The following is a 22,077-nucleotide window of genomic DNA, read 5'->3' on the forward strand; positions in this document are numbered from 1 at the left end:
TTACATCATGCGTCATTTGTTTTTAAAACAACTGGATAGATGGATTATCGCGCATTCTGCTGCCAGATTAGTCACTTAAACGCCATTTTGCGCGCGGTTCATCAACAGAGGGAATAGCATGAAACGAGCCGTTAACGCCCTACAAAACTTCGGCAAATCGCTTTACGGCCCGGTGCTGATTTTACCTATCGTCGGGCTATTCATTGCTTTTGGTAATGTATTGGGTAACGGCAACCTGGCCGAATACCTGCCTTTTTTAGGCCACCCTCTGATCCAAAATCTCGGTCAGCTGATTGCTAAATCTGCGGTATCAGTGCTGGTCAATCTCGCCTTAGTTTTTGCGGTAGGGATACCCATTGGGCTGGCGTCGCGAGATAAAGGCTACGCTGCACTAATAGGCCTGGTGACCTTCGTGGTTTTTATCAATGCCATGAATGTTACATTGCAACTGCAGGGCGCGCTGGCACCTGTCGATCAGATGCGCGCTGCCGGGCAGAGCAGCGTACTGGGTGTTCAGGTTCTGGAGATGGGTGTGTTTGCTGGCATCCTCACCGGCGCGCTTTCAGGTTATCTGTATAACCGCTATTCCGGGGTGCAATTTTCCGGCGCGATGGCGATTTATTCCGGCCACTGTTTTGTCGCCATTATCATGCTGCCGGTATCTATTATTCTCGGCGTAGTGATGAGTGAGCTGTGGCCATTTGCGCAGCAGGGTATTAGCACCCTGGCATTGGTTATCAAAAGCTCAGGCGCTTTTGGCGTCGCCATTTATGGTTTTCTGGAGCGTATTTTAGTCCCTACGGGCCTGCATCATCTGGTTTACACCCCGTTTTTATATACCGAACTGGGCGGAACATCTGACGTCTGCGGCACGGTTTATCAGGGTGCACGTAACATCTATTTTGCCGAAATGGCCTGTCCTGAAGTGAAACAGCTTAGCAGCACGGTGGTATGGGACGCCCGCGGCATCAGTAAAATGTTCGGCCTGCCGGCGGCCGCGCTGGCGATGTATGTTACTGCGAAACCAGAGCGTAAAGCCGCGGCCAAAGCCATTTTGATCCCTGCGGCGCTTACCTCAATGTTGGTGGGCGTCACCGAACCTATTGAGTTTTCCTTCCTGTTTATTGCTCCGATGTTATTTATCGTCCACGCGGTGCTCACCGGTATTGGCATGATGTTGTTTTACCTGCTGGGCGTTCATGCGATTGGCGCCAACGGCATTATTGATTTTGTGCTCTACAACCTGCCGCTGGGTACGGAGAAATCCAACTGGCCGATGTACATCGTGGTCGGACTTATCATGTCGGTGCTCTATTTTGTGGTCTTCCGCTTTCTCATCCGCCGTTTCGATATGAAAACGCCGGGCCGTGAGGAGGAAGACGAGCAAACGCGTCTGTACAGCAAACAGGAGTACCAGGCGAAGGGCCAAAATGACGGGCTGGGCGAGGCAATCATCGCCGGGCTGGGCGGACGAGGCAATATTGAGGCTGTCGACAACTGCTATACCCGCCTGCGGGTCACGGTCAACGACCTCGCGTTAATTGATGAACCGCGACTGAAAGCCACCGGCGCAAAGGCGGTTATCAGACAGGGCAATAATGTTCAGGTGGTCTACGGGCTGCATGTTAAAAAAATGCGAGAGGCCGTTGAATCGGTGCTCTGAAGGAGGCAGAAAATGTTCAAACCCCCATTTATTTTAGCCATCGCCGGCGGTGGCAGTACTTATACGCCCGGTATTGTCAAAAGCCTGATGATGCGGCTGGATGATTTTCCGCTGGCTGAAATTCGCCTCTACGATATTGATGAAGCCCGGCAGAATACGCTTGCACCGGTGGTCGAAAAGGTTATTCGCGATCACAGCGCATCAATAAAATTTACCGTCACCGGCGATCCGCAAACGGCATTTAACGGCGCACATTTTATTTTTGCCCAGATGCGGGTCGGGCAGTACAAAATGCGTGAGCAGGATGAAAAAATCCCGCTTAAGCACGGCGTAGTGGGCCAGGAAACCTGTGGTCCGGGCGGGCTGGCCTACGGTCTGCGCACGATTTTACCCATGGTCGAACTGATCGACATGGCTGAGCGCTATGCGGACAAAAAAGCCTGGATTGTTAATTATTCCAATCCCGCGGCGATAGTCGCTGAAGGCGTACGCCGTCTGCGCCCCGATGCGCGCGTACTGAATATTTGCGATATGCCGGTGGCCGCGATGCGCAATATGGGGGCGATCCTCGGCGTTGACCGACATAAATTACAGGTAGATTACTTCGGCCTTAATCATTTTGGCTGGTTCACCCGCGTGCGGGTGGATGGTGAAGATCGGCTGCCTGAACTGCGCCGCCATATTGCCCGTTTCGGACTGCTGACGGAAGATGCTGCCCAGACCGATCCGCAGCACGCCGATCCATCATGGGTCAAAACCTGGCGCAATATTAAACCAGTGATGGATCTGTTCCCGGATTATCTGCCAAATCCTTACCTGCAATATTATTTGATGCCCGACGATATCGTCGCGCATCAGGATCCGAATTATACCCGCGCCAATGAAGTAATGGACGGACGGGAGAAAAAACTGTTTGCTGCGGCTGAAGAGTACAAACGCAGCGGGATCCTGCCGGATGCCTTTCACGTTGGCGTTCACGGCGCGTTCATTGTTGATGTTGCCTGTTCGCTGGCTTTTGACCTGCGCCAGCGCCATTTGGTGATCGTCGAGAATAAAGGGGCGATTGCCAATCTGCCTTATGATGCGATGGTGGAAGTTCCGGCGTACATCACCAGTGAAGGGCCCGAGCCGGTCAGAATGGGCGCGGTGCCGCTGTTTCATCAAACGCTGCTTATGCAACAGCTGGCCTCTGAACAATTGCTGGTCGAAGCGACCCTTGAGGGAAGCTATGAGAAAGCGCTCCAGGCCTTTACCTTAAACCGTACCGTTCCGACCATGCAGCACGCGAAATCGATCCTTGATGATATGATTGAAGCCAACCGCGATTACTGGCCACAGTTGCAAAAAGCCTGGCAAAATGGGGAGGCGATCAAATAATTTCGCCGTGGGCTTGCTTGTCGGGGGGCGAAAAAACACCGACAATTCAGGGATGATGAATACGACGGAGGCAAGTATGTCCACCTCATTTTTTGTTGCAGCCGACTGGCTGACCGAGCACGCTACGGACCCGGAAATCCAGATTATTGATGCGCGTATGGCCCCGACTGGCGTCATCGACCGCGACGTGCCTGAAGAGTATCGCGCCGGACACCTTCCCGGCGCGATTTTATTTGATATTGAAGCTCTCTCCGATCGCACCAGCCCCCTGCCCCACATGCTCCCGCGCCCTGAAGCCTTTGCCGTCGCCATGCGCGAGCTGGGCATTCATAAAAATAAACATCTGGTCGTGTATGACGACGGTAATCTTTTCTCTGCCCCGCGCGCGTGGTGGATGCTGCGTACTTTTGGCGCGCAGCGCGTCTCAATACTGGCAGGTGGCCTGGTTGGCTGGCTGCGTGACGATCTCCCGCTCGAGTCCGGCAATAATGAGCAGCCAGAGGGCGATTTTGATGTCGAGTTCGATCGCGAGGCGGTTAAACGTCTGACCGATGTTATGCTGGTCAGCCACGAGCGAACGGCCCAGCTGGTGGATGCTCGCCCAGCCGCACGGTTTAATGCCCAGGCCGATGAACCGCGGCCCGGCCTGAAACGCGGACATATTCCCGGCGCATACAATGTTGCGTGGACCGATCTGGTGGTTAATGGCGAGTTAAAAACCACCGATGAACTGAGCGAGATTTTTGCCGGTCAGGGTGTCGACATACAGCAACCGATTATTGCCAGTTGTGGCTCCGGCGTGACGGCAGCAGTAGTGGTGCTGGCGCTGGCTACGCTTGGGGTTAACGATGTTAAGCTGTACGATGGCTCGTGGAGCGAATGGGGCGCGCGTGCGGATTTGCCAATTGAACCTGCGCCATAATGGATAACCGCCTGGCGCCTCTTCTTTCGCGCGGGGAGCTTCTCACTCGTGCGGAATATCGTGCTTTGGCCTATTTGACGGAGCATCCTTTGCTGGTGGGAGAGCTTACCGTCCGGGAGCTGGCAAAAAGAAGCTGGGTTTCCACTGCCACCGTGGTGCGGTTGTGCCAGAAACTGGGTTTTAGCGGCTACAGCGAGTTTATCTGGCACTGTAAACATCTTCTGTCTGACACGCCGTACATCCGCCCTGCCGCTCCTGAAAGCCACGATAATGTGCCAGAACTGTTTGCGCATTTTATGGCTAACTATCAGCAGACCTTTCGCTGGGTCAATGCCGAAAAACGCCGGCAATTTACCGCCCTGCTGCGCGACAAAGAGAGCTTCTTTCTGTACGGCGCCGGCTTTTCATGGTTGTTTGCCGAGTACCTGACCAAAAGACTCCAGGTGCTGGGGAAAGCGGCATTTATTTCCGGGCCTGGCGACAGTCGTAATATTTTTCTCAGCAATGCGGCACGCTATCAGGTGTTTATCGCCGTTTCCCGCAGCGGTGAAACCGAGCAGGTGCTGGATAAAGCGCGAATTGCCCGCAACGTGGGGATGACGGTGGTAGCGTTCACTCGCGCCTCGGCTAACAGCCTTGCGGCCCTCGCCGATCTGCATTTCGCATTATACGATGAGGCGGTACACTTCGCGGCAGAAGCCACCGGGATCACTTCATTTGAGTCGAATCTGGTGCTGCTGATCGATTTACTCTTGCTGGAAGCTACGACATAAAAAAACCGCCTGTTTATGCAGACGGTTTGCGCTTAATTAAATGATGCGGTTCTGCTTAAAATCGCGCAGGAAACTGCCCCAGCGTTTTTCATAGAAGGGCGTAATGTGCGCCAGCATAAAGTGGCTGATGCCCTTTTCGCCTTCCGTGACCTGACACAGATCGACAGGCTCGTCGCCGGGCAGCGTATCGGTGGCGACGCTACCGGCAGCATAAATTATCTCTTCGATATCGCCTTCAGCTTCGATACCAATCAGCAGGTTGGGCTGCTGATCCGCACTTTCTTTGACAGTACACAGAAAAGCCCGCTTCACCGTTTTCAGCGTTTTAAACAGCGCGGTTAAGGAGTCAATCATCTGTGCCGGTGGCTCGGCCACTTCAGATAGCAGCAGCGATGTGCCACCTTCAAGCACCTGCTGGGTACTCAGCGGATCCCCTTCTTCAGCAATCAGATGGCTGATTTCACGCGGCGTAAACTCTTTGCCCGTGGGCAGTTTGGCATTGAGGAACAGCGTTTCGCCGAGCGTCATTTCAAACAGCGTGCGCACCGGCATCACAACAAATGCCTGTTCTTCTGAGACGGCCTGCTGTAAGGCCTGTAATGAAGAAAAGAACGGCACAACAGACGTGCCGTCGTCTTTTTCCCAGTGCTGAAGATCCAGTGCGCTATCAGCCACCACCTGTTCACTTTCCGCGGCCGTGCCTGGCACCCATACCGTCGACTCCAGCAGCGTGCGAAAAAAGGCGGGTCGATAAGCGGGCTCAGTGGCGGCCTGTTCCAGCAGCGTTTCTAATTCATTTTTTATGTCGGACATAAACTCGCTACTTCAAAAAAATGCCGGGTGGCGTAGCGCTTACCCGGTCTGTAAGTTTTGTGGGTGGCGAATGACCAGCCACCCGCCACAATGTTGCTTATCCGGCGGTCAACAAATTCGCCAGAGTACGCACGCCAAGACCGGTGGCTCCGGCTGACCATTGCTCAACTGCACCTTTGCGGTAAGTAGCGGAGCAGTCAATATGCAGCCAGCCCTGATGATAATTCTCTACAAAGTGAGACAGGAACCCGGCGGCGGTACTTGCGCCTGCCGGATAAGCTGCGCTACCGGTGTTGTTGAGTTCGGCGAAATTCGACGGCAGCTGGCTGCGGTGGAACTCGGCCAGCGGCAAACGCCAGAACGGTTCGTTTTCTGCCTGCGCACTGGTCAGCAAACGCTGCGCCAGCGCATCATCAAAGCTGAACAGCGCATGATAATCGTTACCCAGCGCGGTTTTTGCCGCCCCGGTCAGAGTGGCTGCGTCAATGATAAGCTCTGGCTTCTGGGCAGAGGCATCGATCAGGCCATCGGCCAGTACCAGACGGCCTTCAGCATCGGTATTCATCACTTCAACAGTTTTACCATTGCGATAATGAATAATGTCGCCCAGTTTAAAGGCGTTGCCGCTGACCATGTTATCTGCGCAGCACAGATACAACTTCACGCGCTTATTCAGACCGCGCTGGATCGCAAAGGCCAGCGCCCCGGTGACCAGTGCCGCGCCGCCCATATCGGACTTCATTGAGTCCATGAACGCGCTCTGCTTAATACTGTAACCGCCAGAGTCAAAGGTGATCCCTTTGCCGACAAGGCAGGCGTAGACCGGCGCATTTTTGTCGCCCGTCGGGTTATAATCAAGGGCCAGCAGAACCGGCTGACGATCGGAGCCACGCCCGACGGTATGCAGACCAAGATAATTCTGCTCGCGCAGATCTTCGCCTTTGGTAATGCGGTAAGAGACACGCTCGGCAGCCACGCCAGACAGGAGATCAACCGCGCGCTGCGCCAGTTGCTCAGGCCCGACTTCTTCAGCTGAGGCATTAATAATATCGCGTACCCAGTCGATGATTTTCAGGCGGCTGTCCAGCTCTTTCTGTTCTGCTGCATCAAGCGCTGCCCACTCGACTTTACGGCTGCCCTTCGGTCCTTTATAACCCTGCCAGAATGCCCAGCTGCGGTCTGCGTCCCAGCCATCGCCAGCCAGTTGAACATGTTTGATGCCCAGGCCATCAATTTTACGCGCGGCGCGCTGAATCAGGCCTAAATCATCTTTGCCGTTCAGGTGCAGGGAGATGCCGTCGTTATTGATACTGTAGGAGGCTTTTTCACCCCAGCGTGCGTCGGCAGGCTGGGTAGCAAGCGTAATTTTCATGGCGTCGGTGGTCATCGTGTTATCCTTTTTTATTAGCCCATGTATGCAAAAGGGCCGCCCGAAGGCAGCCCGACAACTTATTCTGCTTCATCTAACCAGACGAGCAGAATGGCCTCCAGAACTTTTTCACTGGAGGCTTCAGGATTGTCATCAAACTCTTCCAGCTCGCAAATCCACTGATGCAGGTCGGTGAAACGCACGGTTTTCGGATCGAGATCCGGGCGGCTGTCGTACAGCGCCTCACCGATTTCACGGCTGTCGGTCCATTTCAGTCCCATATCAATGCTCCCGGGCGTGGTTAATGGTATAGCGAGGGATCTCGACGACCAGATCGTCCCCGGTCACGCGAGCCTGACAGCCTAAACGGCTCTCCGGCTCGAGACCCCAGGCTTTATCCAGCATGTCATCTTCATCTTCCGTGCTCTCCGCCAGGGAGTCAAAACCTTCACGCACGATGCAGTGGCAGGTGGTGCAGGCGCACGATTTTTCACAGGCGTGTTCGACTTCAATGCCGTTGCGCAGGGCAACGTCAAGGATCGTTTCGCCGATCTCAGCTTCCAGAACTGCGCCATCGGGACAGAGATCCTGATGAGGCAAAAAAACAATCTTTGGCATATTAAACCTCGTCCACGGAATGGCCTTTCAGCGCGCTACGGACCGACTGGTCCATGCGGCGAGCAGCGAATTCCTGGGTTTGCTTGTCAACATTTTTAATGGCTTGTTCTATTGCGTCAGCGTCATCGCCTTCGGCTGCTACCCGCAGGTGAGCGGCAGCCTGTTCGATCCCCTGATGCTCTGCGGCGCTTAGCAGCGCGGCATCGGCAGCCAGCGCGCCGGTTAAACTCTCCAGCACGCGTGCGGCTTCGACTTTTTGCTCTGCCAGCATTCGCGCCTGCACATCCTGTGCGGCGTGACTCATTGAGTCCTGGATCATGCTGGCAATCTCACCGTCCGACAGCCCGTAAGACGGTTTAACCTGAATGGATGACTCCACGCCGGTCGATTTTTCCATCGCGGTGACGCTTAATAGCCCATCAGCATCGACCTGGAAGGTAACGCGAATATGCGCCCCGCCTGCCGGAAGCGCCGGAATGCCCCGCAGCGCAAAGCGCGCCAGCGAGCGGCAATCCTGCACCAGCTCACGTTCACCCTGCATAACGTGAATGGACATTGCGGTCTGACCGTCTTTGAAGGTGGTGAATTCCTGCGCGCGGGCCACCGGGATCGTGGTATTACGCGGGATCACTTTTTCAACCAGTCCGCCCATGGTTTCCAGCCCCAGCGACAGCGGGATCACGTCCAGCAGCAGCATTTCGCTGTCCGGCTTATTGCCGACCAGGATATCGGCCTGAATAGCCGCGCCAATGGCCACCACTTTGTCGGGATCGATTGACGTCAGCGGCGTGCGGCCGAAAAATTCGCCCACGCGCTCACGGACCAGTGGGACGCGCGTCGAACCGCCGACCATCACCACTTCAAGCACCTCTTCCGCTTGCACACCGGCATCTTTAAGCGCCCGGCGGCAGGAAAGCAGCGTGCGTTTAACGAGTCCGGCGATCAACGTATCGAACTGCTCGCGGGTTATCTCGCCCTGCCAGCCCGCCACGTTAACGCTGACTGCATTTGCATCGCTGAGCGCAATTTTCGCGGCGATGGCAGCATCCAGCAGCTGACGTTGCAGGCGCAGATCCTGACGATCGGGCAGCCTGGCCTGCTCACGAATATGATCTGCCAGCAGGTGATCGAAATCGTCACCGCCAAGCGCGGAATCACCGCCGGTCGCCAGCACTTCAAATACGCCACGACTCAGGCGCAGGATGGAAATATCAAAGGTACCGCCGCCAAGATCGTAGACCGCAATCACGCCCTCTTTACCCGAATCCAGGCCGTACGCAATGGCGGCGGCGGTCGGTTCGTTAAGTAAACGCAGAACGTGCAGACCCGCCAGACGCGCGGCATCTTTAGTGCCCTGGCGCTGCGCATCATCGAAATAGGCGGGAACCGTAATCACCACGCCGTCGAGCTCACCCTGAAGGGCTTCGCTGGCGCGAGCACTTAGCGCGCTGAGAATGTCAGCAGAGATACGCACGGGATTAAGCACGCCGGCGGGAGTGACAATCATCGGCAGACCGTTTTCACTGGCCTGAAATTGATACGGCAAATGGGGATAGCGCGCGTTGATGTCGGCCAGAGAACGACCCATCAGGCGTTTTACGGAGCTAACCGTATTCGCCGGGTCCTGCGCCGCACGATCGCGCGCTTCATAACCGACGACCTGCCCCTGAGTCTGGTAATGCACCACAGACGGCAGTAAATGACGGCCCTGACGATCGGCGAGCGTTTCAGCCTGGCCGCTGCGCACGGTGGCAACCAGCGAGTTGGTGGTGCCTAAGTCAATGCCCGCCGCCAGACGACGCTGATGCGGTGCGGCACTTAAACCTGGCTCACTAATTTGTAATAAGGCCATAATTGCTTCCGAAATTAAAAATCGAGCAGCTTTTCTTCGAGTTGTTCTGCTGAACGTTGCAGTTTATCGAGAAAACGCAGTTTACGCACGGTGTCTGCCGCCGTATCCCACTTTTCGCGATCGAGTTGTTCAACCATCTGCTGATGACGGGCGCTATACATCTCTTTCACCCGCTTCATCAGATCTTCAAGACGCGTTTCATCTTTCGCCTGAGCAATCTCATCCAGCGCTTCACGCAGCTCAAGTTGTTCCATCAGAAAGGCGGTATCGCTTACGGTATGCTGCTCACTGGCCAGATCAAAACCGTGCAATGAAAGCAAGTATTCGGCGCGCATTAGCGGATGGCGCAGGGTTTGCCACGCCTGGTTGATCGTCGCTGATTTTTGCACTGCCGCAAGCTGCTCTGCTGGCGTGCCGCGGGCAAATTTATCAGGATGAAACTGACGCTGTAGATCCTGAAAACGCGTGGTCAGCGCCTGTATATCGACAGGATAACGGGCGGGTAAACCAAAAAGAGTGAAGTAATCCATAACAATCTTAGGGTTAGCCTGTTAAAACAAACCCCACGCGCAGAATGACTGCGGTGGGGTTCATTGGTGATACGCGATTAAACGTGGAAGCTTTCGCCGCAGCCGCACTCGTCTTTCACATTCGGGTTGGTAAATTTAAACCCTTCGTTCAGACCTTCTTTAACGAAATCCAGCTGCGTGCCGTTCAGAAATTGCAGGCTCTTGCCATCGACCACGACTTTTACGCCTTTGTCTTCGAACACGGTATCTTCTGCTGCCGGTTCATCAACAAATTCCAGTACATAGGCCATGCCAGAACAGCCGGAGGTTCTTACCCCCAGACGCAGGCCGAACCCTTTACCACGGTTGGTCAGGAAAGCATTTACTCGCGCGGCAGCACTGTCGCTCAGGGTAATCGACATAGAAACCTCTGTTATTTCACTTCACGTTTACTTTTATAATCGGCGATGGCCGCTTTAATGGCATCTTCAGCCAGGATCGAACAGTGAATTTTCACCGGCGGCAGTTCGAGCTCATCAGCGATATCGGTATTTTTAATTGCCTGCGCTTCGTCGAGTGATTTACCTTTCACCCACTCAGTGACCAGCGAGCTGGAAGCGATAGCCGAGCCGCAGCCGTAGGTCTTGAAGCGTGCATCTTCAATGATACCGTCGTTGTTCACTTTAATCTGCAATTTCATGACGTCACCACAGGCCGGTGCACCCACCATGCCGCTACCAACGCTGTCGTCGCTGTTGTCAAAAGAGCCAACGTTGCGTGGGTTCTCGTAATGATCAATAACTTTTTCGCTATATGCCATGCTTAAATTCCTCTTATCTACCGATTAATGATGTGACCATTCAATGCTGTTGATATCCACGCCCTGCTTGAACATTTCCCACAGCGGAGAAAGGTCGCGCAGACGGCCGATGGAGTTACGTACCAGCTTGATGGTGTAGTCAATTTCTTCTTCGGTAGTAAAACGACCTAAAGAGAAACGAATGGAGCTGTGTGCCAGCTCGTCGGTCATTCCCAGCGCGCGCAGCACGTAGGACGGTTCCAGGCTCGCAGAGGTACAGGCAGATCCGGAAGAGACAGCGAGGTCTTTCAGCGCCATAATCAGCGACTCGCCTTCAACGTAGTTAAAGCTGACGTTGAGGATATTTGGTGCGCCCTGCTCGAGGGAGCCGTTCAGGTACACTTCTTCCATGTCCTTCACGCCGTCCCACAGACGGTTGCGCAGCGTGCGCAGACGCGCCATCTCGCTTTCCATCTCTTCTTTTGCGATACGGTACGCTTCACCCATACCGACAATCTGGTGAACAGGCAGTGTCCCGGAACGCATACCGCGCTCGTGGCCGCCACCGTGCATCTGCGCTTCGATACGGATACGCGGTTTACGACGCACGTACAGTGCACCAATGCCTTTCGGGCCATAGATTTTGTGGCCGGAGAAAGACATCAGATCTACTTTAAGCTGGCTCAGATCAATAGGCAGTTTGCCGACGCTCTGCGTCGCATCAACGTGATAGATGATGCCGCGCGCACGGCACATATCGCCAATGGTCGCGATATCCTGCACTACGCCGATTTCGTTATTCACGTGCATGATGGACACGAGGATAGTGTCGTCACGCATCGCCGCTTCAAGTTCTTTCAGGTCAATAATACCGTTGCGCTGCGGAGCCAGGTAAGTGATCTCAAACCCTTCACGCTCCAGCTGGCGGCAGGTATCCAGCACGGCTTTATGCTCGGTCTTACTGGTAATGATGTGCTTGCCTTTTTTCTGATAAAAGTTAGCTGCACCTTTAATTGCCAGGTTGTCAGATTCAGTCGCACCAGAGGTAAAGACAATTTCACGCGGATCGGCACCGACCAGATCGGCGATCTGGTTACGGGCGATATCAACCGCTTCTTCAGCCTGCCAGCCGAAACGGTGTGAACGGGAGGCCGGATTACCAAAGGTCCCGTCTAAGGTCAGGCACTGCATCATCTTCTCGGCAACACGCGGGTCCACCGGCGTGGTTGCGGAGTAGTCGAGATAAATCGGTAATTTCATTACTCTTAAGCTCCGTACATCACTCATCAATGCAAGGAACCAGGCAACCGGATTAACCGGTAGCAGAGCTATAGCGCCCCGGCCTGATTCAGAAAACTTTTTTACTCTGCCGTTCAGGTGACCTGAGCGGCAGGCAATTTTTATTAGGCGCGTAACTTAACGTTGATCTGATCCTGTGAACGGGCCGTACGCGGCACGTCAAGCGCCTGCTGACGGTCAGAGACGTCAAGCACTTCCTTATTATTAACCAGCTCACCCAGGGTAATATTGTTCAGGAAACCGGTAAGACGGTCGCTGAGATCGCGCCACAGCGCATGGGTCAGGCATTTATCGCCACCCTGGCAGCCGCCTTTGCCCTGACAGCGGGTAGCGTCGACGGACTCATCAACGGCGCTAATCACTTCGCCAACGGCGATGGTGCTGGCATCTTTACCCAACAGGTAGCCACCGCCCGGTCCACGCACGCTGGAAACCAGACCGTTTTTACGTAGACGGGAGAACAATTGTTCCAGATAAGAAAGGGAGATCCCCTGACGTTCAGAAATATCAGCCAGCGGTACCGGGCCGGATTCGGAGTTGAGCGCAACGTCCAGCATTGCGGTCACGGCATAACGCCCTTTAGATGTCAGTCTCATGTCTTACTTAACCTCAAACCTGGCCCTGCCTGGGCATTTTTATTAAAATCGGGGTGTACTACATAGCAGGGCCAAGTCTGACATTCCCGACTAAAATGGTCAACTATTTAGTTGACTGTTTTAGTCAGGTATTTCACCTTCCGTGCGTTTACCCGGCGAGACAATAATGCCGGATGGCGCTGCGCTTATCAGGCCGGCAATCAACCGGTCTCATCGGTGCGTTTAAGGCTGTTCTTTATGCTTTTGCTCAATCGATGCCAGCACGCCGCGCAGGATATTCAGCTCCTGGCTTTCCGGGCGGGCGCGGGTAAACAGACGACGCAGCTTATTCATCACCTGGCCAGGATGGCTTTCACGAATGAAGCCGGTAGCCAGCAGGGTCTGTTCCAGGTGACCGTAGAAGCGTTCCAGATCGTCCACCAGCGGGTACGGGGTTTCAACAGGCTCGGCTTTTTCCTGCGCCTGAGTGGCAAGCCAGGCCATGCGGACTTCGTAGGAAATAACCTGCACGGCCATCGCCAGATTGAGCGAGCTGTATTCCGGATTGGCGGCAATGGCAACGTGATAGTGGCATTTTTGCAGTTCATCGTTAGTTAACCCAACGCGCTCGCGGCCAAACACCAGCGCAACCGGCGCATGTTCCGCTTCCGCCACGCTTTTCAACCCGCATTCGCGCGGATCGAGCATCGGCCATGGTAGGGTACGTGAACGCGCGCTGGTTCCCACTACCAGGCTACACCCTGCCAGCGCGTCATCCAGCGTTTCAACAATATGCGCGTTGCCGATCACATCACTTGCCCCGGCCGCCAGGGCGATGGCCTGCGAGTCAGGTTTGACCAGCGGATTGACCAGCCACAAGTTAGTTAGCCCCATGGTTTTCATGGCCCGGGCCACAGAACCCATGTTGCCCGTATGGGAGGTTTCTACCAGCACAATTCGAATATTTTGCAGCATTGTCTTTCTTCGGTTAAAGATTATTCAGGCATATTACCATAAACCGGAGACATAATCCGAATTCGCTGATATGATATGCGCCGATTTTCCCGTTCTTTAACATCCAGTGAGAGTAACCGATGCATCCAATGCTGAATATCGCCGTGCGCGCAGCGCGCAAGGCGGGTAACCTGATTGCCAAACATTACGAAACGCCTGATTCCGTTGAAACCAGCCAGAAAGGCAGCAATGATTTCGTAACTAACGTCGATAAAGCAGCCGAAGCGCTGATTATCGAAACGATTCGCAAATCTTACCCGCAACACACCATTATCACCGAAGAAAGCGGTGAGCACGCTGGCGAAGATCAGGATGTTCAATGGGTTATCGATCCACTGGATGGCACCACCAACTTTATCAAACGTCTGCCGCACTTCGCGGTTTCTATCGCCGTGCGTATTAAAGGCCGCACTGAAGTGGCGGTGGTTTACGATCCCATGCGCAATGAATTGTTTACTTCCACCCGTGGTCAGGGCGCGCAGCTGAACGGCTACCGCCTGCGCGGCAGTATTGCTCGCGATTTAGACGGCACGATCATTGCGACGGGCTTCCCGTTCAAGGCCAAACAGCACGCGCCGGCCTACATGAAAATCATCGGTAAAATGTTCACTGAATGTGCAGATTTCCGCCGCACCGGCTCTGCCGCGCTGGATCTGGCCTATGTTGCTGCTGGCCGCGTGGACGGTTTCTTTGAAATCGGCCTGAAACCGTGGGATTTCGCCGCAGGCGAACTGCTGGCACGTGAAGCGGGCGCACTGGTTTGCGATTTCACCGGCGGTCATAACTATATGACAACCGGTAACATCGTTGCCGGTAACCCGCGCGTGGTTAAAGCCATGCTGGCGAATATGCGTGATGAACTGAGCGAAGCGCTGAAGCGTTAACAGCCAGTGCGGCCCCTGCTACTGGGGCCGTTAATCCTGCAAAAAAGTCAGAAAGGACGCAGTCCACGCGTCACAGGCTGGGCACTTAGCCACATAATTAGCGCAGCGGCAATCAGTATCGCGCCGCCCGCCAGAGCCAGCGTTGCCCACCCGATCTGCTGCCACAGCACCGGGGCTTTCTTACCGCTAATTTTGACTGCCAGCGTGCGAAAACTATGCACCAGTAATGCCAGAGAAGAGATCGTTATTGACGTCCCTGCCGCCATTGCCAGCGCAGAAATCATTCCCCAGCTAAATACGCCGATCACCTTGCTGAACAGCAGAACCATAATAGCTCCCGAGCAGGGACGCATACCCATGGACACCACAATCATCAGCCTTGCCCGCCAGTCTTCACCGGCCTGCTGCTCGGGTGAAGGAATATGCTGATGGCTACAGCCGCAATGGGCATGATGGTGATGATGCGGCGTAAAGGCGGTAAATACCGGCCTGCGCAGCAAAGCACGCAGCTTTTTTACCGCCCGGCCGCACAGTAATAGCCCCAGCACGCCCACCAGGGCATAACTCCCTTTCTCAAGCCAGAAGCTGCTGAGATGCAGCGAACGCGCCGGTAATTGCAGCACGCTAAGGACAATGGTCACCAGCGCAATCGCCACCAGCCCCTGAAGCAGCGATGCCGCCAGCGTCAGGATAATGCTCGATTTAAGTCGGGAAGGATGGGTCGCAAGCCAGGTGGTTATCACGATTTTACCGTGCCCCGGTCCCAGCGCGTGCAGCACCCCATAGATAAAGCTGAACAGCAGCAGTGACGCGCCCGCACGCACTGGATTAACGGCGACTGCCTGGAGCAGCCCGCTCATGCGCTGGTTGACGTCGCGCTGCCAGATAATGCTTTTCAGCATGATCTGCGGCCAGTTATGCCATAGCCCTATCCCTCCGGCGAGCGCCAGAACGATGAGGAGGAGTAGCGGCCAGAGATGAAACCAGCGAGGCCCGACACGGGCTGAATTTAAACCGGAGGACATTGTAAAGTCACCTTCTGCGCAAACTGTTGACCCAAATCCATCTCTTCCGGCGGTGCGTCCTCTTTATCCAGCGACAGCGCGTAAGCCAGCATTTTCTCGTCCGGCTGCGGGGTATGCAACGCCAGTGTGCACTGAGCCGCGCCGTTATTTGTCATCGTGATATCATTTTCTGCATCGTAGTGCATATCGACAAAGTAGGTGGGATCGAACGTGGAGAAGGTATACGTTTGCCCGGCCAACGGTTGCGGCGCTGCCAGCGGCAGAACGAATGTCAGAACCGCTTTATGCCCCTCTCTGGTGAGCTGGTAGGCCGACGGGCGATTAAGGAATTTAACCTTCTGCCCGTTATGCCAGACCTCGGTAAAATAGTGCTGTCCCAGCACATTGGCCATCACTTCTGCCGCCAGCTTTTTCCATATTTCCTCTCCCGGCTTCGCGTCGCCCGCATCGTAAAGCAGATCGGCTGAGGTGATTTCATCCATCGTCCAGCGCATTTTGAGGGCGGTAAACTGTCCGTTTGCGGTCATCACCTGGTTTTGCATTGCGATAAAACTATGGGGGTGCGCTGCCACAGGTAGTGATAAAAACGTGAAAATGAGCGCCAGGGCGCGCACTTTAACGTTGTGAACAGGCTTCTTACGTGAAAAATTCTGTGACATTCCCCAGCATTCCTTATGGAAAGACGTCCGGCTGCGCTTTCGCACTGCGATCCTTTGGCTATTCTTATACAAAATCCTTCGCGTTGCATCAGGGGCGTCAATAAACACTCCCTGAAACGTACATGATTACCGTGCAGGGGTAAACGCGCGCCGCGCACTTTACCTGCCATCCTGAACCTAACCGTTAACTGGAACCATGCAGATGATGACACTTACCGATCCACCATCTGTGCTTTCCAGTCCACAGCGCCGCTGCCAGGTGCTTTTGATGTTGTCTCTGCCGGGGGATACTATTACCGCCGAATCTATAGGCAGAGTGAATAACGTAGAGAGTGCCGTGACTCGCCAGGATATCGATGAGGCGAATCATGAGATCCAGCGTTATTACCGCCTCACCATCAATGCGCAACCTGACGGTAGCTATCGGATTGAAGGCACGCCTCTTGACCAGCGATTATGCCTGCTGCACTGGCTGCGACGTGCGCTGCGCCTGTGTCCACACTTTATCGAACAGCATTTTACGCCCGCGCTGAAAACCCAGATGAAAGTTCAGGGTGTTGCGCGCACGCTGTATGATGAGACCAATTTGCAGGCGCTGGTTAATCTCTGCGCCCGGCGACTTGAGCGGGAATTTGAGTGTCGGGATCGGCATTTTTTACGCCTGTACTTACAATATTGTCTGCTACAGCAGCAGCTGGGGCTATCGCCCGAGTTTAATCCGGCTCAGCAATTGTGGACCGAAGCGCGGGCTGAGTATCTGGCGACAACCGATGTGATCCGTCACTGGCAGCGCAGAGTGACTCAAACGCTGCATGCCAATGAACACCTTTTCTTAAGTCTGCTGTTTATGGTGTTAAGAACGCCGGACCCGCAGCGCGATGCCCATCAGCAGGATAGCCGCCTGCGCCTTATCATTAGACAGCTGATTCATAACTTTCAGCTTCTGGCAGGCCGACAGTTTAGCGATGAACAGGGGCTAAGCCGCCAACTTTATATTCATCTGGTTCAGGCGCTGGACCGCAGCGTATTCGGCATTGGGATCGATAACAGCCTGCCGGAAGAGGTAAACCAGCTTTACCCACGATTGATGCGTACCACCCGCGAGGCCCTGCATTGTCTGGAAGAGAATTACGATCTTCAGTTTACCGACAATGAAGCGGGATTAATTGCGGTGATATTCGGTGCATGGCTGATGCAGGAAAACGATCTGCATGAAAAACAGGTGCTGTTGCTAACCGGGGGCGATCCCGTACTGGAGCAGGATCTGGAGTTGCAGCTGCGTGAGTTAACGCTGTTGCCGCTCAATATTAAATATCTGACCCTTCACGCTTTCCAGAAACAGGGGGCGCCTAAAGAAGTGACGTTGGTGGTGACCCCTTATGTCACTACACTGCCGCTGTTTTCTCCGCCGCTGATCCACGCCGAGCAGCCGCTCAGCGTGAATCAGCGCGAACACATTCAGCAAATGCTGGAAGCGTAATTACTGCGCCGCCACTCTGGGGCGCAGCAGCATCGCAGGCAATGCCAGTAGCGCCATGATCCAGAAAACGCCCTGCTGAAAATGTTGATACAGGAAACCGGCAAAAACAGTCATCACCGCAATACTGCCGCCCATCGCCACTGCTGAATACATCGCCTGTAAACGAATGACCTCCCCGCCCTGTCTGGCTGAGATGTAGCGCATTGCCGCCAGATGGCAGACGGTGAAGGTACCACAGTGCAGAACTTGCGCCACAATCAGCCACGGTAGCGCTGTAGAGGCGCCCATAATTCCCCAGCGCAGTAGCCCACATACCGCAGAAAGTAGCAGGAGATCGCGCGCGCTAAACCGGCTAAATACTTTTTTGCTCAGGGCAAATATGACGACTTCCGCGACCACGCCCAGCGACCATAAATAGCCAACCGCAGAGGCCGAGTATCCGGCCCCCTGCCAGTAAATCGCACTGAAGCCATAATAGGCGGCATGCGCGCCCTGTAAAAAAGAGACGCAGGCCAAAAAACGCCAGTGCTGCATAACCAGGCCTCGCCATGCGCCCCATCCGGCCGCTTCCTGCTGCCGTTTTTCACCTGCTGGCATCACGGAAGGCCGCAGTAACATGCCGATAAGCATTGAGGCCACACCCAGCGTCAGTAGCGCCAGAATGGCCTGATAGTTGTAGAGACTGACCAGTTTGCCGGTGAGTGCAGAGCCAATCACAAAGGCGATAGATCCCCACAGCCGCACGCGGCCATAATCCATGGTGATCTGCTTTTGCCAGGTGTTCGCCAGCGCATCGGTAAGCGGAACCAGCGGCGAGAAAAAGAGATTGAAACCGACCATTACCACCATCAGCCAGGCGACGTGTGTGCCAAACCAGAAGCCTGAGGCAAACACCAGCGTAAGTAGCGCCAGCACGCGGAGCGCCAGAATCAGGCGGGAGGGATCGCTGACGCGCGGAGCGATAATCAGACTGCCGAGAAAACGTGCGATAAGCCCGGAGCCGAGCAGTAAACCGATGGTTTCCGGCGTTAAGCCGGTGCCTTCGAGCCAGACGCTCCAGAAAGGCAGAAAAATGCCGTAGCTAAAAAAGTAGGTGAAATAACTGAGCGCCAGCCAGCGCGTAGAGTGCAGAGCCATAATCCCCTCCTGATTGGAGGCAACAGTCTGGCGATAAACGTCACGGCTTGCAACGTTAAGCAACATATTATTGACATCACTAAAAGCTGAAATAAAAAAGGCCGCTCGCGGCGGCCCTTAAACAGCAAAGTCGTTACGCGTAAACCGGGAAACGGGCGCAGATATCCAGTACTTTACCTTTGATGCGCTCAATCAGGGCTTCATCATTAATATTGTCCAGGACATCACACATCCAGCCTGCCAGTTCTTTCACTTCCGCTTCTTTAAAGCCGCGGCGAGTAACGGCCGGGGAACCGATACGAATGCCGGAGGTGACAAACGGGCTTTTCGGATCGTTTGGCACGCTGTTTTTGTTGACGGTGATGTTGGCGCGGCCCAGGGCGGCGTCAGCTTCTTTACCGGTCAGGTTTTTATCAACCAGATCCAGCAGGAACAGGTGGTTTTCAGTTCCGCCAGAGACCACTTTGTAACCGCGACTCAGGAACACCTCGACCATCGCTTTGGCATTTTTCGCAACCTGCTGCTGATAGACCTTGAATTCAGGCTCCATCGCTTCTTTCAGCGCCACCGCTTTCGCTGCGATAACGTGCATCAGCGGGCCGCCCTGCGCGCTCGGGAACACGGCAGAGTTCAGCTTCTTATACAGCTCTTCATCGCCGCCTTTCGCCAGGATCAGACCGCCACGTGGGCCAGCCAGCGTTTTATGGGTGGTGGTGGTGACCACGTGTGCATGCGGAACCGGGTTCGGATAGACGCCTGCCGCAATCAGACCGGCAACGTGAGCCATATCGACAAACAGATACGCGCCAATGCTGTCGGCGATTTCACGCATTTTTGCCCAGTCAACGACGCCAGAGTAAGCAGAGAAGCCGCCGATGATCATCTTCGGTTTATGGGCCTGCGCCTGCTTAGCCATGTCTTCGTAGTCAATTTTACCGGACTCATCAATTCCGTAAGGGATGATGTTGTACAGTTTGCCGGAGAAGTTAACCGGAGAGCCGTGCGTCAGGTGGCCGCCCTGTGCCAGGTTCATCCCGAGAACGGTATCGCCAGGCTGCAGCAGCGCGGTGTACACTGCGAAGTTAGCCTGAGAGCCGGAGTGCGGCTGCACGTTGGCGTAGTCGGCACCAAACAGTTCTTTTGCACGGTCAATCGCCAGTTGTTCAACGATATCAACGTACTCACAACCGCCGTAATAACGCTTGCCCGGATAACCTTCAGCATATTTATTGGTCAGCTGAGAACCCTGCGCCTGCATGACGCGCGGGCTGGTGTAGTTCTCGGAGGCGATCAGTTCGATATGTTCTTCCTGACGTACTTTTTCCTGCTCCATAGCCTGCCACAGCTCGGCATCATAATCGGCAATGTTCATTTCACGCTTTAACATCCGCATCTCCTGACTCAGCTAACAATTAAAATTTGGCAACGGCGGACAGTATAACTGATTGCTATCGTGATAACAGGTCTTGACAAAGGATTTTACGCAAACGATTGGCATGCCGTCATATCAGGCTTTATGCGATTAAAAGCTTACCGAAAGCAGTGGAATTCTTTTCAGGTTAAAAATGCGTGTTTTTCAAGTTGCAAAGAACCATTTACAACATAAGGGTATTTTTATAAGATTCATTTAAAATACATCTTATAAAAAGGAGCCTGCTATGCTTGATACGCAAACTATTGCTACGGTGAAAGCCACCATTCCCCTGCTGCTGAAAACCGGCCCTAAACTGACCGCCCATTTTTATGACCGCATGTTTGAGCACAATCCGGAACTTAAAGATATTTTCAATATGAGTAACCAGCGCAATGGTGACCAGCGTGAAGCGCTGTTCAATGCCATCGCCGCCTACGCCAGCAATATTGATAACCTCCCGGCCCTGCTGCCAGCCGTCGAAAAAATCGCCCAGAAGCACACCAGTTTTCAGATAAAGCCTGCGCAGTACGATATCGTCGGAAAACACCTGCTGGCGACGCTGGATGAGATGCTTAGTCCTGGTCAGGAGGTACTTGACGCATGGGGTAAGGCCTACGGTGTGCTGGCGGGTGTATTTATCGATCGTGAAGCACAGCTTTATCAGCAAAATGCCAGTAAGACGGGTGGCTGGGAAGGAACCCGGGCATTTCGCATCGTCGATAAAACGCCGCGCAGCAGCCTGGTCACCAGTTTTGAATTTGAACCCGTAGACGGAGAGCCGGTAGCCGATTATCAGCCGGGTCAATATCTTGGCGTCTGGCTGAAGCCGAAGGATTTTGCCTTTCAGGAAATCCGCCAGTATTCACTGACGCGTAAAGGCGACGGCAAACGCTACCGTATTGCAGTAAAACGCGAAGCGGGCGGTCAGGTTTCCAGCTGGCTGCATAACGAGGCAATCGTGGGTGATGTGGTTTATCTCACCGCGCCTGCGGGCGATTTTTTTATGCGTGTCGATCCTCAAACGCCGGTGACGCTTATCTCGGCCGGGGTCGGGCAAACGCCAATGCTGGCGATGCTTGATACGCTCGCTCAGAACAAGCATCCCGCACCGGTCAACTGGTATCACGCCGCCGAAAACGGCGATGTTCATGCGTTTACCGATGAAGTAATGATGCTTGGCAACGCCTTGCCGAAGTTTACCGCGCACATCTGGTATCGTCTGCCGAGCGAAGCCGATCGTCAGGCGGCCCGATTTAATAGTGAGGGTCTGATGGATCTGCGCCAGCGTGAAGAGACTCTGAACGATCCGCTCAGTGAGTATTATCTTTGCGGTCCGGTCGCCTTTATGCAATTTGCGGCGCGGCAGTTAGTAGAATCAGGAATTAGCACAGATCGTATTCATTACGAATGTTTTGGCCCGCATAAAGTTCTTTAATGCGTTAGCCTGTAGATGCGCGAGTCGCCGGACAGCCTTGCCGACTCGCTGCTCAATGATATCAGATGGCCGCGTCGTCTTCTTCACCGGTACGGATCCGCACCACGCGAGCGACGTCAAAGACGAAGATTTTACCGTCACCAATTTTGCCGGTCTGCGCCGTGCGGATGATGGTATCTACGCAGGTGTCGACAATGTCGTCGGTAACGACAATTTCAATTTTTACTTTCGGCAGAAAATCCACCATATATTCAGCGCCACGGTACAGTTCGGTGTGGCCTTTCTGACGACCAAAACCTTTAACCTCGGTCACTGTCATCCCGGTAATTCCGACTTCGGCCAGCGCTTCACGCACATCATCCAGTTTAAAAGGTTTGATTATCGCATCGATCTTTTTCATGGTGTTCCCTGGAAACGTTGTCTGTTTTATTCGCGTAAACGGTTGCTCACCGTATCATAT

At 54.3% G+C, this 22,077-nt stretch carries 23 protein-coding genes; 7 read left to right on the top strand and 16 right to left on the bottom strand.

Features of this window, described 5'->3' with window-relative positions:
- Positions 1–118: 118 nt before the first annotated feature.
- From AC791_RS16600 to AC791_RS16615, 4 genes are all read left to right on the top strand, one after another.
- Positions 119–1,663: a PTS transporter subunit EIIC gene (locus AC791_RS16600; RefSeq protein ID WP_049841500.1), complete on the top strand. Its 1,545-nt coding sequence runs from the start codon at positions 119–121 to the stop codon at positions 1,661–1,663.
- A 12-nt stretch (positions 1,664–1,675) separates the two neighbouring features.
- Entirely contained in the window at positions 1,676–3,040 is a 1,365-nt protein-coding gene (locus AC791_RS16605) for a 6-phospho-alpha-glucosidase (RefSeq protein ID WP_049841501.1), read from the top strand.
- Between the two features lie 76 nt (positions 3,041–3,116).
- Entirely contained in the window at positions 3,117–3,962 is an 846-nt protein-coding gene (sseA, locus tag AC791_RS16610; protein WP_049841502.1) for a 3-mercaptopyruvate sulfurtransferase, read from the top strand.
- Positions 3,962–4,735 carry a MurR/RpiR family transcriptional regulator gene (locus tag AC791_RS16615; RefSeq protein WP_049841503.1) on the top strand — a complete coding sequence of 258 codons (774 nt, stop codon included), beginning with the start codon at positions 3,962–3,964 and terminating at the stop codon, positions 4,733–4,735. Before sseA ends, AC791_RS16615 begins: the two co-directional genes overlap by 1 nt.
- 36 nt (positions 4,736–4,771) lie before the next feature.
- Here AC791_RS16615 and sseB read toward each other — a convergent pair whose 3' ends face one another.
- The 11 genes from sseB to trmJ form a co-directional block, all read right to left on the bottom strand.
- The gene (gene sseB / locus AC791_RS16620) at positions 4,772–5,548 is read right to left on the bottom strand and encodes an enhanced serine sensitivity protein SseB (protein WP_049841504.1); all 777 of its coding nucleotides are present in this window, start codon (positions 5,546–5,548) and stop codon (positions 4,772–4,774) included.
- Between the two features lie 97 nt (positions 5,549–5,645).
- Positions 5,646–6,935 carry an aminopeptidase PepB gene (gene pepB / locus AC791_RS16625; RefSeq protein WP_049841505.1) on the bottom strand — a complete coding sequence of 430 codons (1,290 nt, stop codon included), beginning with the start codon at positions 6,933–6,935 and terminating at the stop codon, positions 5,646–5,648.
- Positions 6,936–6,997: 62 nt separating this feature from the next.
- Positions 6,998–7,198: a Fe-S cluster assembly protein IscX gene (gene iscX, locus AC791_RS16630; protein WP_049841506.1), complete on the bottom strand. Its 201-nt coding sequence runs from the start codon at positions 7,196–7,198 to the stop codon at positions 6,998–7,000.
- Position 7,199: 1 nt separating this feature from the next.
- Positions 7,200–7,535 carry an ISC system 2Fe-2S type ferredoxin gene (fdx, locus tag AC791_RS16635; RefSeq protein ID WP_049841507.1) on the bottom strand — a complete coding sequence of 112 codons (336 nt, stop codon included), beginning with the start codon at positions 7,533–7,535 and terminating at the stop codon, positions 7,200–7,202.
- A 1-nt stretch (position 7,536) separates the two neighbouring features.
- Positions 7,537–9,387 (bottom strand): Fe-S protein assembly chaperone HscA, encoded by a 1,851-nt coding sequence (gene hscA, locus AC791_RS16640; protein ID WP_049841508.1) that lies wholly within the window; start codon positions 9,385–9,387, stop codon positions 7,537–7,539.
- 14 nt (positions 9,388–9,401) lie between these two features.
- The gene (hscB, locus tag AC791_RS16645; RefSeq protein ID WP_049841509.1) at positions 9,402–9,917 is read right to left on the bottom strand and encodes a co-chaperone HscB; all 516 of its coding nucleotides are present in this window, start codon (positions 9,915–9,917) and stop codon (positions 9,402–9,404) included.
- 77 nt (positions 9,918–9,994) lie between these two features.
- Complete coding sequence (gene iscA, locus AC791_RS16650) at positions 9,995–10,318, bottom strand: iron-sulfur cluster assembly protein IscA (protein WP_049841510.1); 324 nt, start codon at positions 10,316–10,318, stop codon at positions 9,995–9,997.
- An 11-nt stretch (positions 10,319–10,329) separates the two neighbouring features.
- On the bottom strand, positions 10,330–10,716 hold the full coding sequence (gene iscU, locus AC791_RS16655; RefSeq protein ID WP_049841511.1) for a Fe-S cluster assembly scaffold IscU: 387 nt from the start codon (positions 10,714–10,716) through the stop codon (positions 10,330–10,332).
- A gap of 24 nt (positions 10,717–10,740) precedes the next feature.
- Entirely contained in the window at positions 10,741–11,955 is a 1,215-nt protein-coding gene (iscS, locus tag AC791_RS16660) for a cysteine desulfurase (protein ID WP_049841512.1), read from the bottom strand.
- Between the two features lie 143 nt (positions 11,956–12,098).
- Positions 12,099–12,590, bottom strand: a complete 492-nt coding sequence (gene iscR / locus AC791_RS16665; RefSeq protein WP_049841513.1) for a Fe-S cluster assembly transcriptional regulator IscR — start codon at positions 12,588–12,590, stop codon at positions 12,099–12,101.
- A 222-nt stretch (positions 12,591–12,812) separates the two neighbouring features.
- A complete protein-coding gene (gene trmJ, locus AC791_RS16670) occupies positions 12,813–13,544 on the bottom strand; it encodes a tRNA (cytosine(32)/uridine(32)-2'-O)-methyltransferase TrmJ (protein WP_049841514.1) in 732 nt (243 codons plus the stop codon).
- A 119-nt stretch (positions 13,545–13,663) separates the two neighbouring features.
- On the opposite strand from trmJ, the gene suhB reads away from it, so the two are divergent.
- The gene (gene suhB, locus AC791_RS16675) at positions 13,664–14,467 is read left to right on the top strand and encodes an inositol-1-monophosphatase (RefSeq protein ID WP_049841515.1); all 804 of its coding nucleotides are present in this window, start codon (positions 13,664–13,666) and stop codon (positions 14,465–14,467) included.
- Between the two features lie 47 nt (positions 14,468–14,514).
- On the opposite strand, the gene AC791_RS16680 is transcribed toward suhB, so the two are convergent.
- A complete protein-coding gene (locus AC791_RS16680) occupies positions 14,515–15,492 on the bottom strand; it encodes a nickel/cobalt transporter (RefSeq protein WP_049841516.1) in 978 nt (325 codons plus the stop codon).
- Entirely contained in the window at positions 15,477–16,151 is a 675-nt protein-coding gene (locus tag AC791_RS16685) for a DUF1007 family protein (RefSeq protein ID WP_049841517.1), read from the bottom strand. The genes AC791_RS16680 and AC791_RS16685 overlap by 16 nt, the downstream gene beginning before the upstream one ends.
- A gap of 202 nt (positions 16,152–16,353) precedes the next feature.
- Between AC791_RS16685 and csiE the strand changes: the two genes are divergently transcribed.
- On the top strand, positions 16,354–17,631 hold the full coding sequence (gene csiE, locus AC791_RS16690) for a stationary phase inducible protein CsiE (protein WP_072094376.1): 1,278 nt from the start codon (positions 16,354–16,356) through the stop codon (positions 17,629–17,631).
- On the opposite strand, the gene AC791_RS16695 is transcribed toward csiE, so the two are convergent.
- A complete protein-coding gene (locus tag AC791_RS16695) occupies positions 17,632–18,768 on the bottom strand; it encodes a 3-phenylpropionate MFS transporter (protein ID WP_049841519.1) in 1,137 nt (378 codons plus the stop codon). It abuts the gene before it with no gap.
- Between the two features lie 133 nt (positions 18,769–18,901).
- Entirely contained in the window at positions 18,902–20,155 is a 1,254-nt protein-coding gene (gene glyA / locus AC791_RS16700) for a serine hydroxymethyltransferase (RefSeq protein ID WP_049841520.1), read from the bottom strand.
- 271 nt (positions 20,156–20,426) lie between these two features.
- On the opposite strand from glyA, the gene hmpA reads away from it, so the two are divergent.
- Positions 20,427–21,617 carry an NO-inducible flavohemoprotein gene (gene hmpA, locus AC791_RS16705; RefSeq protein ID WP_049841521.1) on the top strand — a complete coding sequence of 397 codons (1,191 nt, stop codon included), beginning with the start codon at positions 20,427–20,429 and terminating at the stop codon, positions 21,615–21,617.
- A gap of 61 nt (positions 21,618–21,678) precedes the next feature.
- Here hmpA and glnB read toward each other — a convergent pair whose 3' ends face one another.
- Complete coding sequence (gene glnB / locus AC791_RS16710) at positions 21,679–22,017, bottom strand: nitrogen regulatory protein P-II (protein ID WP_002438074.1); 339 nt, start codon at positions 22,015–22,017, stop codon at positions 21,679–21,681.
- Positions 22,018–22,077: the final 60 nt, after the last annotated feature.

The sequence above is a fragment of the Klebsiella sp. RIT-PI-d genome (assembly GCF_001187865.1).
Classification (GTDB): domain Bacteria; phylum Pseudomonadota; class Gammaproteobacteria; order Enterobacterales; family Enterobacteriaceae; genus Superficieibacter.

Bases quoted from the DNA above. Each gene is read 5' to 3' on its own strand.
- AC791_RS16695 (WP_049841519.1), bottom strand. From the start codon at position 18,768: ATGGCTCTGCACTCTACGCGCTGGCTGGCGCTCAGTTATTTCACCTAC.
- sseB (WP_049841504.1), bottom strand. From the start codon at position 5,548: ATGTCCGACATAAAAAATGAATTAGAAACGCTGCTGGAACAGGCCGCC.
- iscS (WP_049841512.1), bottom strand. From the start codon at position 11,955: ATGAAATTACCGATTTATCTCGACTACTCCGCAACCACGCCGGTGGAC.
- iscR (WP_049841513.1), bottom strand. From the start codon at position 12,590: ATGAGACTGACATCTAAAGGGCGTTATGCCGTGACCGCAATGCTGGAC.
- AC791_RS16615 (WP_049841503.1), top strand. From the start codon at position 3,962: ATGGATAACCGCCTGGCGCCTCTTCTTTCGCGCGGGGAGCTTCTCACT.
- suhB (WP_049841515.1), top strand. From the start codon at position 13,664: ATGCATCCAATGCTGAATATCGCCGTGCGCGCAGCGCGCAAGGCGGGT.
- iscU (WP_049841511.1), bottom strand. From the start codon at position 10,716: ATGGCATATAGCGAAAAAGTTATTGATCATTACGAGAACCCACGCAAC.
- glnB (WP_002438074.1), bottom strand. From the start codon at position 22,017: ATGAAAAAGATCGATGCGATAATCAAACCTTTTAAACTGGATGATGTG.
- AC791_RS16600 (WP_049841500.1), top strand. From the start codon at position 119: ATGAAACGAGCCGTTAACGCCCTACAAAACTTCGGCAAATCGCTTTAC.
- iscX (WP_049841506.1), bottom strand. From the start codon at position 7,198: ATGGGACTGAAATGGACCGACAGCCGTGAAATCGGTGAGGCGCTGTAC.
- csiE (WP_072094376.1), top strand. From the start codon at position 16,354: ATGATGACACTTACCGATCCACCATCTGTGCTTTCCAGTCCACAGCGC.
- iscA (WP_049841510.1), bottom strand. From the start codon at position 10,318: ATGTCGATTACCCTGAGCGACAGTGCTGCCGCGCGAGTAAATGCTTTC.
- trmJ (WP_049841514.1), bottom strand. From the start codon at position 13,544: ATGCTGCAAAATATTCGAATTGTGCTGGTAGAAACCTCCCATACGGGC.
- glyA (WP_049841520.1), bottom strand. From the start codon at position 20,155: ATGTTAAAGCGTGAAATGAACATTGCCGATTATGATGCCGAGCTGTGG.
- hscB (WP_049841509.1), bottom strand. From the start codon at position 9,917: ATGGATTACTTCACTCTTTTTGGTTTACCCGCCCGTTATCCTGTCGAT.
- hmpA (WP_049841521.1), top strand. From the start codon at position 20,427: ATGCTTGATACGCAAACTATTGCTACGGTGAAAGCCACCATTCCCCTG.
- fdx (WP_049841507.1), bottom strand. From the start codon at position 7,535: ATGCCAAAGATTGTTTTTTTGCCTCATCAGGATCTCTGTCCCGATGGC.
- sseA (WP_049841502.1), top strand. From the start codon at position 3,117: ATGTCCACCTCATTTTTTGTTGCAGCCGACTGGCTGACCGAGCACGCT.
- hscA (WP_049841508.1), bottom strand. From the start codon at position 9,387: ATGGCCTTATTACAAATTAGTGAGCCAGGTTTAAGTGCCGCACCGCAT.
- AC791_RS16685 (WP_049841517.1), bottom strand. From the start codon at position 16,151: ATGTCACAGAATTTTTCACGTAAGAAGCCTGTTCACAACGTTAAAGTG.
- AC791_RS16680 (WP_049841516.1), bottom strand. From the start codon at position 15,492: ATGTCCTCCGGTTTAAATTCAGCCCGTGTCGGGCCTCGCTGGTTTCAT.
- AC791_RS16605 (WP_049841501.1), top strand. From the start codon at position 1,676: ATGTTCAAACCCCCATTTATTTTAGCCATCGCCGGCGGTGGCAGTACT.
- pepB (WP_049841505.1), bottom strand. From the start codon at position 6,935: ATGACCACCGACGCCATGAAAATTACGCTTGCTACCCAGCCTGCCGAC.